This window comes from Enterococcus sp. HMSC072F02, assembly GCF_001837725.1.
GTDB lineage: Bacteria > Bacillota > Bacilli > Lactobacillales > Enterococcaceae > Enterococcus_B > Enterococcus_B lactis.
Window position 1 is genome coordinate 46043 of the sequence record NZ_KV833963.1, and the last position, 11790, is coordinate 57832.

Sequence of the window (11790 nt, forward strand, 5' to 3'; positions counted from 1 at the left end):
ATGGAAAAGCGTGGGTACATCGAGGATATGTTTGGCCACTATACGCGTTACGGTCAAAGATATGTAACAGATTCCTCTATCATGGAATCTTCTGATGTTTATGAATTGGTCCAGGATATCTCAAACCAGGTAGCGTTGTCCTCGCCTGTTGTCATAGGTCCAGACGGTAATGAAGTGAAGGACCACCACTTGCTAAAAATTTTGAAGAATCCCAATGATTATTTGACCGGATTCGAATTTGCCAAATTGGAAACAAATACCCTACTGATCAATGGTGAGACATTCCCATTAACAGATCGGGAGCAGCTTCATTTGGCATACGGTGTAACCACTAAAATCAATGAACGACTTCAAGAAGAATTTGAAATGAATGGTCAAAAAATACCTAGTCAAATGATTCGACACATTAAGAACATCGGAACTGATTCATTAAAAGGTGCTGGAATAATTGACCTTGCAAGAAACACTCTGGAAGGCGTTCTGAGCGCTGAAAAAGTTTTGACGGACAAATATACTAAAGGTGGTTTACTCGCGTTCATGCTTAAACTGGACGCCCACATCAATCCAAATAATAGCGCCCAAACGAAAATTGTCAAAGCTATATTGGATCAACTGGAAGGAACGCAAAATGACAGTGATCATTCTGTTAAGATGATTCCTCTGGGAAAAGGATATTCCATCGAGACGTTAAAAAGTCCTGTTGATGACGCGGCTATTTTGAACTATTTAGGTGTTTATAAAAAAGACTTAGGTAAATTTTTAGGAATCAATGTTGATACGTATCAATCGTTGATGAAAACAGACATTGAAAAAGCGATGATGTATCTGCATAACAAAGCAATCAAACCAATATTGAAGAACAAGAGCGAACATTACACCGCTCTTTTTTTTATGCCGAATTCTGGCTATCGGGTGGAATGGAAAATCAACATCTTGGATTTTGTTCCTTACTCAACAAAAACAAATATTGGCTACAACATCGTACGTACTGGGATTACAAGTCCGGATAATGTGGCAGAAATGCTTGGTTTCCCTAAACAGAACACTCCAGAAACACAAGCTATCTATATTTCAAATGACTTATCTAGGATTGGCCAGAAAAATGCAACAGATGATTCCTTACCAACGAATGATCAAAACGTGAAAGGGGGTGATGGAAATGAAAAAGAAGGAAATTCGGACATTTGATATCACCAACTTGAGTACTAGAGATGTTACAGAAAATAATAGTCGAATCGTAACTGGGTATGCTGCTGTGTTCAACAGTCGAACGTTACTTTGGGAAGGCTTAGAAGAAGTAATTTCTCCTGGTGCATTTTCGAAGGCATTATCAAATTCGGACGTCCGATGTCTATTTGATCATGACTGGGGGAAAGTTCTAGGACGAACAAAAAGTGGAACACTTCGGCTTGAAGAAGACGAACGTGGGTTGAAATTTGAAGTTGAGTTACCCAACACAACCGATGCTAATAACCTTATCGAATCTATGAGTCGTGGAGATATTGATCAATGTAGCTTCGGTTTTATTCCAACAGAAGAAACGTGGGATTACAACACCGATCCTGTTTTGCGTACGGTGAATGAAGTGGAATTATTCGAGGTATCTATTGTTTCACTCCCTGCATATGAAGACACAGAAGCAACGCTTGCTAGAAGTAAACAGGAAATTCAGCAAGATATTGCAGCAAGAAAAAAAATGATTCAAACAATTAATGATGCGCTGAGCGCTTAGGAGGAAAAACTAATGAATAAAGAATTGTTGAAAAAATTAAAAGCTCGCAATGAGCAACGATTAACAGAATTACGTGGACGGATTGAATCGGGTGAAGTTCGTGAAGCTGACTTGCCAGCTGTTCAGGAAGAGATCGACGGCTTGATTGAAGAGCTACAAAATATCAAGGATGAATTAGGTACAGATGAACCAGATCCAGAACCAGATCCAGAACCTGAAGCTGGCGAAGGACGTTCTGCTGAACCTGCTGAACCAACTGAACCAACTGATCCTGTTGATCCAGAACCAAACGAAAATCGCGCTGGCATGATTACGCAACAACAACGTGATGGTTTGTTAGGGTCTATTCAAAATGGTTTGAATACTCGTTCCCGTTTAAATAAACAACAGCAAGAACAACAAATCCGAAAAGCATTTGCCAATTTTGTTATTGGTAAAATTTCAGAAACAGAAGCGCGCTCATTGGGAATTGATGCCGGTAATGGTTCAGTAACTGTTCCAGAAGTAATTGCATCAGAAGTGATCACGTATGCGCAAGAAGAGAATTTACTTCGAAAATATGGGACAGTGGTACGAACAGCCGGTGATGTCAAATATCCTTTCTTAGTTAAGAAGGCAGAAGCTAACGTCAATAAGAAAGAACGAACTACCGATATTCCAGAAACGGATATTGAATTTGATGAAATTACTCTTGATCCAGCGGAATTCGATGCGTTGGCTACTGTAACTAAAAAGCTGTTGAAAATGTCTGGTGTTCCTGTCGAAGACATTGTTGTTGAAGAATTAAAAAAAGCCTATGTCCGTAAAGAAATCAATTACATGTTCAATGGTGATGACACGGATAATGAAAACCCTGGCGCGTTAGCGAAAAAATCAGTTAAATTTACTCCAGCAACAGCTGTCGATTTAACCGCAGCTGACGCTGGCCAGAAATTGTACGATGCCTTAATCGAAATGAAAAATACACCAGTTACGGAAGTTATGAAAAAAGGTCGTTTCATTATCAATCGCGCTGCTTTGACTGCTGTTGAAAAAATGAAAACTGCTGATGGTTTTCCTCTATTACGTCCGTTCACACAAGCCGAAGGTGGGATTGGTCATACATTAGTCGGTTATCCAGTTGATTGGACAGATGCAGCAGATAAGAAAGGTGATCCAGATACACCGATTATTTACTTCGGTGATTTCTCAGCATTCAAAATTCAAGAAGTGATCGGCGCCTTAGAAATTCAACGATTGATTGAAAAATTCTCTGGTAAAAATCAAATCGGGTTCCAAATTTACAACTTGCTAGATGGTCAGTTAATTTATTCTCCATTTGAGCCAGCAGTATACCGTTATGAAGTGACGACTACACCCTAAAACGCCCCTGAATCCAACAGGAAAATTTAATGGAGATGGTTCATTGACCGTCTCCTTTGATCCTGTGGAAGGGGCAAAATCGTATTTAACTCATTATGGGGACGCCAACGTTTCTGATCCGAAAAAAGCAATTAAAATGGGATATACTGAGACTTCTTCTTGGACATTAGCAGCTGAAAATGTGCCAGCTTTAAGTGAAGGAGACAAAATTTATATTTATGTTCAGGCATACAACGATTTAGGGGTTGGAGCCGATGAAATTGAAAAAGCACGGTATCTGCATGACGGTGAATTTATCGGATCTGCCTGGAGTATTCCTGTTGTACTGACGAAGTAGGTGGCTTAAATGGATGAGTTGACTAAAAAATTCAAATCGCATATCCATTTTGAAGAGGGCATGGACGATTCTTTGCTCTCTTTTTATTTGGATATGGCAAAAAATTATGTAATGACTGCAACTGGTGGTCAACAAGAGTATCTTATTTTGATGGTTGCGGGCATTGCATATGAATATCGAGTTTCTGAGGACGAACTGGACAAAGCTTTGAGTGCCATTACGCCATTTATCGTGCAAGGAGTGATTCAAAATGCCGAAGCGGCAGACGAATAATCTCAGGTGGAAAGCTGAATTATACGATATTAAAACAGGAACAGACGAAAACGATCGTCCAACTACAGTTTATGAATTTAAGCGTCCAATTTTCTATGAAGAACTTGGTGTGACTTCTCAAGAAAAATATTTGTCACAGCAAGCCAAGTCGGACGTTATCAGACGAATTAAAGTGAGATGGGATAAAACTATCACAGAGAAATTAAGTGCGCTCAAAATTGATTCTGTGACGTATAACATTACTCGTATTTATACGAATCCCGATACAAGAGAAATGGAGTTGAGTTTAGCTTATGTCGATTAGCTTTGATGAATTGAAAACAGCGCTGAAATCAACAAAGTTACCAGTGTTCAGAGACAAGGCAGCTAAAGGGACAGACTTTCCATATATCGTTTATTCGAATGTGAGCAAAAGTAAAAAAATGGCATCTTCAAAAGTTCATCGACGATTACCTTATTACCAAGTTTCGCTCTATACAACAGGGACAGAGCAAGACTTGGAGGCATTAGAAACAGCATTGGAAACTGCTGGTGTTCCATATTCAGACTTAACAGGTATACAAGGTGACGAGAATGACGATACAGTGACTAACTATTACACATATGTGAGGTGCGTGGAAAATGCCAAGTAATAAGAATGGATTTTCGGAGATGGCTGATTATTTGGGTAATCTTTCGCGAGTTGATCCAAAAAAATTATCGTTGGAATCCTTAGAAGAAGCAGCTAACTTTTATCTAAAGCAGTTGCTTCCCAATATTCCTAAGTCCTTGCTTAAGAAAAAACATATGAGCGAACAAATAAAAGTTGTTGTTGAAGAAGATCGAGTGAAGGTCCAGTTTGAAGAGACTGCTTTTTATTGGCGCTTTGCCGAGAATGGCACAACAAATCAACGTGCCCAACATTTTGCAAGTGGTACGTATGAACAAAATAAAGAAAAAATTGAAGAAATTATGACGAAAAAAATACTTGATTTATGGGAAGGATGATTTTAATTGGGAAAACAAGATGTTTATTATTTTGAAGGTATCGATGACATTTTAATCTCAATGATGGCAACACCGGATTCTGTTGGAACTGCTCCGACTTATAGCGAAGTTGTTCGGTTACCTATCGCCACAAAAATTGGTATCAAAGGTAATGGTACAGCGTTGGAAAAATGGGCATCAAGCAAAATGTTCCGACGCGTGTCCCGAGAAACAAAACACGAAATTGCGTTGGATCACGTAGGTATTCCAATTGCGGTAATGGATGAAATCAAAGGATTGATCGCTAAAAGCGGAGTAACGTTTAGCAAAAATACCGCGCGAGAATTTCCATACTTTGCTTTCGGTTTCATTGGAAATATTGAAAATGGTGGTAAAAAAGCAGTGTGGTACCCAAGCACACAACTATCCAATGTGATTGACGAAGAGTATGCCACTGCAGAGGAAGAAACAAAAATTGACGATGTAACTGCAAATCTGGTTTCCATCGGACTGAAATACAATAATGTGATGTATGCAAGTTTTGATTCGAATCGTGAAGAAGCGACAATGGATCTATTTGAAAAATTCATTGCACAACCAGTTTATGATGAAAGTCAGTGGGAAGCTATAGCTGCAGATACGACACCGCCAGATGGAGGTGGCAATTAATGGCCAGACTTGCTGATTATGGGATTCACGTTGAAGACTTAAAAAATTCTGCTGTTGTCACTATTCAAGGCGCAGAATTCCCTATCTCATTTACTATGCAAACGATGGAATTTATAGCAGATGTGTATGGTGGAGATTATTCGCAATTTGAATCTGATATGAACGCCATGCTATCTAAAAAAGAAGGACAAATTTCTTCTGCTAACTTATCGCCTAGTGACCTAAAAATCATGCGCGCCTTAATTTATGCCTTGCTGCGTACTGGTGGTTTAGATGAAGATCCAGAAACTATTTTCAAATTTTTGGGAATGAGTGGAGAGGTGTTGTCTGCTTATAGTACCTGTATGGAAATTTTTGCTAGCCAGACATTTCAGGTAGAAGACCTAAAAAAATCCAAGAAGCCACAAGACTTTCAAAAAACGCAAGCAAAAAGAAAGGTAAACAAAAAGAATCGGAAGAGATAGGAACTCCTTGGAGTTTTTATATTTACGTTGCTCTCACTCTATTGAATTGGAGTGAGAGTTTCTTTTTGAAGTCTACACCTAACTTGTGGCTCAAATCTTATTTACAGTGGTTACAACAAAACACCGATTTTGAACCACCTCAATCTGTAACTATGGATAAATCGCCTTGGTGGTAGAAAGGAGCGCTAAGATAAATGGCTGGTAAAGAATCTGATGTCGTTCTTAATTTTAAAACGAATGGCGAAGTCAGTTATTCGAAAACAATCAAAGAAATCAACAAAGAAATGAACTTAGCCGCTGCCGAGTACAAAAACCAAGTGTCTGCGATGGACAAGGATGCAACTCAAACAGAAAAATTGCGAGCGGCTAAACAAAAGTTAGAAAAACAACTGGGGTTAGCTGAACAACGATCTCAAATGTTGAGAGAAGAATATGAAAAATCTGTCAAAGAGACAGGCGAATATTCTGCTGAATCAGAAAAATTATACAAGCAATTGCTTAATTCGGAAACTGGAGAAAATAAGCTTCGTACAGCATTGGAACAGACAAACGATGCATTAAAAGAACAAGGTGATGTTTCTGTAGATACAGCGAAAAAGCTTCAAAAAATAGAAGAAGCCGGGGAAAAGATAAAAGGCGTTGGTGAAAAAATGTCTGTCGGTGTGACGGCGCCGATTGTAGCAGCAGGTGCAGCTGGTCTTGCCGCATTTGGTGAAGTAGACGAAGCTCTCGATACTATCATCACTAAAACAGGAGCGACAGGCGAGCAAGCAGATAGGCTTTCTCAATCCTTCAAAAATGTTGGTTCGAATACTCATTTACCATTGCAAACTGTTGGTGAAGCAATCGGCGAAGTCAATACCCAGTTCGGCTTTATGGGCAAGCAATTGGAAGATTCAACCAATTATCTCCTGCAGTATGCTGAAATCAATGATACAGATGTTTCTCAGTCAGCAATAGCCGCTCGTCAAGTTATCGATGCTTATGGACTAGAGTACGAAGATTTAAACTCGGTTCTCGATGTAACAACAAAAACATCGCAAAACACTGGTCAATCTGTAGATGACTTGATGAAAAAAGCAATTGATGGCGCACCTCAAATTAAACAACTAGGATTGAGCTTCGGAGAAGGAGTCACTTTGCTTGGACAATTTGAACAAAGCGGTGTTGACTCAAGTGCAGCTTTGAGTAGTTTATCTAAAGCGACAGTAGCTTATGCAAAAGATGGAAAATCTCTAAGCCAGGGTCTTGGAGAATTGCAAGACAAGGTGAAAAATGCAGGTTCAGAAACAGAAGCTATTAATGCAGCAGCGGAAGTATTTGGGACTAAAGGTGGTCCTAGAATGGCAGATGCGATTCGTCGAGGTACGTTAAACTTAGAAGATTTAGCAAAAACAGCGGGAGAAAGTGGCGGTTCTGTCGGCGATACTTTCGATGCAACACTTGATCCTATTGATCAGGCTGACCAAGCGATGAACAATGCAAAACTCGCAATGGCCGACGTAGGCGAAGCAGTTCAAGTCAGCCTTTTGCCATTTTTTGAAAAAGCAACTTCTATGTTACAAGAATTTTCGAGATGGTGGGGGTCGTTAGATCAAGATACACAGAATTGGATTATAACAATTGCAGGCATTGCAGCTGCAGTCGGACCAGTACTAGTTGTTCTTGGAACATTGATGGGATCAGTGACAAAGATTGTCGGTGGTATTAAAAGTTTCATTGGAATTTGGCAAGCAATGGCTGGGTTTTTAGCGGCTAATCCATTCGTTTTAGTGATTGCAGGCATCGCAGTATTAATCACTGGTTTTGTTTTAGCATATAACAAAGTCAAATGGTTTCGTGATGGCGTGAATACTTTTATAAAAATGTTGGTAGATTCATGGGTCCAGCAATTCAATTTTCTGGTTGGATTTGTTAGTAATGTTTTTGGTGGAATCGTAGCTAACTTTGAAAACTTCTTTAATGCAGGGAAACGAATCTTTAACGGATTGATTGATTTTATAGGTGGTGTTTTTACTGGCAATTGGTCAAGAGCTTGGCAAGGGTTAGTTGATATTTTTGGAGGTATTTTCGATGGTATTGTTGCTGTGGGGAAAGCTCCTATTAATGCCATGATTGGATTGATTAATGGATTTATTGGTGGATTGAATAATATCAAGATACCAAAATGGGTTCCTGGTATAGGAGGGAAATCATTCTCTATATCAAAAATCCCTTATCTAGCACAAGGTGGTCATCTGATCAATGGGCAAGCAATCGTTGGTGAAGCTGGCCCTGAATTACTGACTGCTAAGAATGGAAAAACCACAGTTACTCCATTATCAGACGAAGAAAAACGCAACGGAATCGGTGGAAGAGTTTCCGGAGGTAGCATTGAACAGCATATACACATTGGCAAAGTCGATGCAAACAATCCATCTGAGTTAGATCGTATGAATCGTAAATTTGCCAAAGCAAACCAACAGGCTATTTATGATTTGGGAGGTGTTCCTGTTTGAGTCGACAATTTATGAATCCAGATGAACCAAATTTTATTTGGAAAAATCGGAACGCAGTAATTGATATGGATTGCATCATTGAGGCAGAGCTTCCAGATATTATGCCGAACAAACGATACGAAACTTACACGATTCAGGGCCGAAGCGGAGAATTGACTGAGACGTTTGATGATTATGAACCTTTTGATTTGGAAATAGAAGGGATCACTATCCCACATTCCAAACTGAGGGAAGTCAAACGATGGCTCACTGGTAAAAGCCAATTAATCACTCATAATGATCCAGACAAGTATCTAGATGCTATCTGCAGCATGGATAAAGAAGTCCCGTTCGAAAACGAGTGGGGCTTCTTTTATACATTCGATGTTACTTTTCGTTGTCAGCCATTAAAAAAGAAATTGAACGAACAACCGATAATTATCACAGAATCAAGAGAAGATATTTTCGATCCTGGAGACGAAGTAGCAAAACCCTATTTTGAAATTGTGTCCGAAGGAGGTCATTTGTCGCTAACGATTGGTACAAAAACTTTGCTTGTAGAGAATACACTAGCCGGGGTCGTGAAGATAGATACTGAGCTAGGAAAGGCAGTTCAAGAAGACGACCCATTGTTTACTCGCGGAGATTGGCCAACGCTTAACCCTGGTAAAAATCAATTAATCATATCTGGAAAATACAAAGAAATAAAAGTCTGGAATAGGAGTGTGTATCTGTGACGCAAGAATTTATTTATGCTTATAAAAAAATGCCAGATGATTTGAGCGTTAACGGAGCGTCGTTAGTTGACTGGGAAGATTTGCCAGAAATCAATCGTGTGTTGAATGGCCAATATCGTTTTTATGGTAACTATTCAAGAGGCGGACAGTATCGCTCTTATTTAAAAAAAGGAAATTTTATAAAAGCGAAGGTACCAGATGGTTCTTGGCAATACTTCGAAATTTACAATATCAAAAAGAATTTGACCTCCGTTTCTGTGACAGCCAGACATATTGGTTTTATGGCCAATAAAAACTTTATCGTTAAGTCATTCACGGATAACGGCAACGGTTCTCAGATCATGACAAATCTTAAAAACAGTTTGGCATTTGATCAAAAATTCAACTATCTTTCGAATGTAGGTACAACGCACCAATTTACAGCAAGACAAGTCGCACCAGTTGAAGCGATTATCGGCTCAAATAACGGTAATCAAAATTTGACTGGCGTGACTAGTGCTGAACTTGATATGGATAACTATGATTTGAAACTGGTAAAACAGATTGGATCAGATAATGGTTTTCGGATCGATTTTGGTATCAATTTAGAAGCAATCGAAGAAGAAATTGACGAAGAATCCATTGTGAACAGTCTGTATTTGATTGGCGGAGTTCCTGATAACGATTATGACGAAGACAAAGAGCCTATTGAATATGGATATTTAGAAACTGATGGTGTGACTAACGAAAACAGACGCATTGGAAAACGGGAAAATGGCGACTGCAAAACAGTTGATGAATTGATTAAATGGGGTAAAACCTTATTTGATAATGATCGTATTCACGAACCAAAAGCAACTCACACAGTTAGTATGGTCGCGCTAGAGCATACGCTCGAATACGGTGACATGTATCAAGAGTTAGCATCTTTACATCTTGGTGATGTCGCTCATGTGAGGGCGAAAGAGCTAGATATCGAGATAAAAGAGCGCATGGTCGAATACACTTATTTCCCGACACTCGGAAAATACAAAGATTTTGTTTTGGGTAATGACTTATCTCTTTATACCTCGACAGTAAACACGCAGACGCAAGAACTAAAAAAGAAAATCGACAACCGAACTGAAACATTAGTTCAAAATGTGTTGAATGCAACGGCGTGGATCACTGGGAATTCTGGTGGACATGTCGTTTTTCGTCCAGAAAAAGCTCCATCAGAGATTCTTATCATGGATACTGATACAGCAGCAACAGCAAAGCGTGTGTGGCGGTGGAATTTGAATGGGCTGGGTTATTCCGAGAACGGAGTAAATGGGCCCTTTGGTATCGCAATGACATCAAAAGGCGAAATTGTAGCTGATTTTATTAAAGTCGGAATCATTAATGCCGAAGTTCTTGAAAGCTCAATTAATGAATTGGGTGACGTGCTAAAAATTGTTAAAGGAACATTGCAGATTTGGAACGAAAATAAAAAAATCATGGAACTCACAAAAAAGGGGATGGAGTTCTGGAATACTAAGGAATCAATCGGGACTATTGGTACTACAGATTCTGCAGGTAATCCTTTTCCGGACGCATCTACCCCTACACCACTAGAAGACAATTCATTGGTAATACGTACAAATGGCGACGGAAAGTATATTTTGATTTCCCCAGCAGCAGGAAAGGGATTTGTCCTTTTAGGAAACGGAAAAGCAACTTATTTTGGTGACTTGGACGTTCAAGGAACTTTTACGGTGAAAGGGAAAGAAATTGATGGTGGTAACTCAGGCGGAAATGACAACGGCTGGAATGGCCAATATCCACCAGAAGTTACCAGTGACCGTGACAAACGTTATTGGCAAATTTGGGCTATGGCTTTGGGTGCTGGCTTTAGTAAGCAAGCCGCTGCCGCTTTATTAGGGAATGCACAAGGTGAATCTGATGCCAACCCAACAGCCGATGAAGGTAATGGCGCGCCAGGTTTCGGTTACGGCGTTTGGCAGTGGACTGATAGCACAGGCGCGAACAGTGGACGTGTCTACATGATTAATTTGATGACTAAAGCTGGAATTAGCGACAATCCAGATACGATTACCGCACAGTTTAAACTTTTGATGTGGCATGCACCAAACGGACAGTGGATTGCGACCAGCGCTTATCCTTATTCGTGGACACAGTTTATGACGTTGACCGATATCAACACAGCAGCGCAAGCATTCGTGGCTAACTTTGAACGTCCACGCGATCCACATCCAGAACGAACAACGTGGTCACAAGAATGGTATGACAAGTTCAAAGATTTGGAAATTCCTGTATCAAAAGGATATGTGAAGCCGATTGCGGATCCAATCACAGTGACGAGTGAATTTGGCTGGCGCACTTCTCCAATTACAGGAGCACAAGAATTTCATAACGGTATCGACCTTGTGAATGGGAACCCCAATACACCTATTTTTGCATCAGCAGATGGGGAAGTCATTGTTGCAGGTGATGCAAACTACTTTGATTGGTACGGAAATTGGACAGTAATCAAACACGCCGATGGCATGTATACAGGATACGCGCATCAAAGCCGAGTAGACGTTTCGAAAGGTCAGAAGGTAACTGCTAGTCAGCAAATTGGCTTGATGGGCACTACTGGTCCATCAACGGGGGAACATTTACATTTTCAATTTATGGATGAGTTTTATCCATCATCGGCAGCGCATTTTCATAATGCAAGAGATTATATTAGTTTTTAATAAGGAGGTAAGAAAGTGCCTAAACATAAAATGATTTTGAGTACGACAGAGCCAAATAATAATATTCCGCT

The 11790-nt window shown here is 39.8% G+C and carries 13 protein-coding genes; all 13 read left to right on the plus strand.

Going from position 1 to position 11790, the window contains the following annotated elements; genetic code table 11:
• The 13 genes from HMPREF2731_RS08720 (at nucleotide 1) to HMPREF2731_RS08780 (ending at nucleotide 11719) form a co-directional block, all read left to right on the plus strand.
• Nucleotides 1-1188, plus strand: coding sequence for a phage portal protein (locus HMPREF2731_RS08720; RefSeq protein WP_070872824.1), 1188 nt, complete (start codon nucleotides 1-3; stop codon nucleotides 1186-1188).
• Nucleotides 1160-1732, plus strand: a complete 573-nt coding sequence (locus tag HMPREF2731_RS08725; RefSeq protein WP_070872776.1) for an HK97 family phage prohead protease — start codon at nucleotides 1160-1162, stop codon at nucleotides 1730-1732. Before HMPREF2731_RS08720 ends, HMPREF2731_RS08725 begins: the two co-directional genes overlap by 29 nt.
• A 12-nt stretch (nucleotides 1733-1744) precedes the next feature.
• A complete protein-coding gene (locus tag HMPREF2731_RS08730) occupies nucleotides 1745-3094 on the plus strand; it encodes a phage major capsid protein (RefSeq protein ID WP_070872778.1) in 1350 nt (449 codons plus the stop codon).
• Nucleotides 3095-3101: 7 nt separating this feature from the next.
• Nucleotides 3102-3431 (plus strand): hypothetical protein, encoded by a 330-nt coding sequence (locus HMPREF2731_RS08735; RefSeq protein ID WP_070872780.1) that lies wholly within the window; start codon nucleotides 3102-3104, stop codon nucleotides 3429-3431.
• A 9-nt stretch (nucleotides 3432-3440) separates the two neighbouring features.
• The gene (locus HMPREF2731_RS08740) at nucleotides 3441-3704 is read left to right on the plus strand and encodes a head-tail connector protein (RefSeq protein ID WP_070872782.1); all 264 of its coding nucleotides are present in this window, start codon (nucleotides 3441-3443) and stop codon (nucleotides 3702-3704) included.
• The gene (locus HMPREF2731_RS08745; protein ID WP_070872784.1) at nucleotides 3682-4008 is read left to right on the plus strand and encodes a phage head closure protein; all 327 of its coding nucleotides are present in this window, start codon (nucleotides 3682-3684) and stop codon (nucleotides 4006-4008) included. The genes HMPREF2731_RS08740 and HMPREF2731_RS08745 overlap by 23 nt, the downstream gene beginning before the upstream one ends.
• Complete coding sequence (locus HMPREF2731_RS08750) at nucleotides 3998-4336, plus strand: hypothetical protein (RefSeq protein ID WP_070872785.1); 339 nt, start codon at nucleotides 3998-4000, stop codon at nucleotides 4334-4336. Before HMPREF2731_RS08745 ends, HMPREF2731_RS08750 begins: the two co-directional genes overlap by 11 nt.
• Nucleotides 4326-4691 carry an HK97-gp10 family putative phage morphogenesis protein gene (locus HMPREF2731_RS08755; RefSeq protein WP_070872787.1) on the plus strand — a complete coding sequence of 122 codons (366 nt, stop codon included), beginning with the start codon at nucleotides 4326-4328 and terminating at the stop codon, nucleotides 4689-4691. Before HMPREF2731_RS08750 ends, HMPREF2731_RS08755 begins: the two co-directional genes overlap by 11 nt.
• 6 nt (nucleotides 4692-4697) lie before the next feature.
• Nucleotides 4698-5339: a phage tail protein gene (locus HMPREF2731_RS08760; RefSeq protein ID WP_070872789.1), complete on the plus strand. Its 642-nt coding sequence runs from the start codon at nucleotides 4698-4700 to the stop codon at nucleotides 5337-5339.
• Nucleotides 5339-5803 carry a hypothetical protein gene (locus HMPREF2731_RS08765; RefSeq protein ID WP_070872790.1) on the plus strand — a complete coding sequence of 155 codons (465 nt, stop codon included), beginning with the start codon at nucleotides 5339-5341 and terminating at the stop codon, nucleotides 5801-5803. The genes HMPREF2731_RS08760 and HMPREF2731_RS08765 overlap by 1 nt, the downstream gene beginning before the upstream one ends.
• Nucleotides 5804-5997: 194 nt before the next feature.
• Nucleotides 5998-8301 carry a phage tail tape measure protein gene (locus tag HMPREF2731_RS08770; RefSeq protein WP_070872792.1) on the plus strand — a complete coding sequence of 768 codons (2304 nt, stop codon included), beginning with the start codon at nucleotides 5998-6000 and terminating at the stop codon, nucleotides 8299-8301.
• A gap of 11 nt (nucleotides 8302-8312) precedes the next feature.
• Nucleotides 8313-9017 (plus strand): phage tail protein, encoded by a 705-nt coding sequence (locus HMPREF2731_RS08775; RefSeq protein WP_070872826.1) that lies wholly within the window; start codon nucleotides 8313-8315, stop codon nucleotides 9015-9017.
• On the plus strand, nucleotides 9014-11719 hold the full coding sequence (locus tag HMPREF2731_RS08780; protein ID WP_070872794.1) for a phage tail tip lysozyme: 2706 nt from the start codon (nucleotides 9014-9016) through the stop codon (nucleotides 11717-11719). The genes HMPREF2731_RS08775 and HMPREF2731_RS08780 overlap by 4 nt, the downstream gene beginning before the upstream one ends.
• Nucleotides 11720-11790 lie beyond the last annotated feature (71 nt).

Excerpts from the sequence above, each read along its gene's own strand:
- HMPREF2731_RS08720 (WP_070872824.1), top strand. The coding sequence starts at position 1 with ATGGAAAAGCGTGGGTACATCGAGGATATGTTTGGCCACTATACGCGT.
- HMPREF2731_RS08725 (WP_070872776.1), top strand. The coding sequence starts at position 1,160 with ATGAAAAAGAAGGAAATTCGGACATTTGATATCACCAACTTGAGTACT.
- HMPREF2731_RS08730 (WP_070872778.1), top strand. The coding sequence starts at position 1,745 with ATGAATAAAGAATTGTTGAAAAAATTAAAAGCTCGCAATGAGCAACGA.
- HMPREF2731_RS08740 (WP_070872782.1), top strand. The coding sequence starts at position 3,441 with ATGGATGAGTTGACTAAAAAATTCAAATCGCATATCCATTTTGAAGAG.
- HMPREF2731_RS08745 (WP_070872784.1), top strand. The coding sequence starts at position 3,682 with ATGCCGAAGCGGCAGACGAATAATCTCAGGTGGAAAGCTGAATTATAC.
- HMPREF2731_RS08750 (WP_070872785.1), top strand. The coding sequence starts at position 3,998 with ATGTCGATTAGCTTTGATGAATTGAAAACAGCGCTGAAATCAACAAAG.
- HMPREF2731_RS08755 (WP_070872787.1), top strand. The coding sequence starts at position 4,326 with ATGCCAAGTAATAAGAATGGATTTTCGGAGATGGCTGATTATTTGGGT.
- HMPREF2731_RS08765 (WP_070872790.1), top strand. The coding sequence starts at position 5,339 with ATGGCCAGACTTGCTGATTATGGGATTCACGTTGAAGACTTAAAAAAT.
- HMPREF2731_RS08770 (WP_070872792.1), top strand. The coding sequence starts at position 5,998 with ATGGCTGGTAAAGAATCTGATGTCGTTCTTAATTTTAAAACGAATGGC.
- HMPREF2731_RS08775 (WP_070872826.1), top strand. The coding sequence starts at position 8,313 with ATGAATCCAGATGAACCAAATTTTATTTGGAAAAATCGGAACGCAGTA.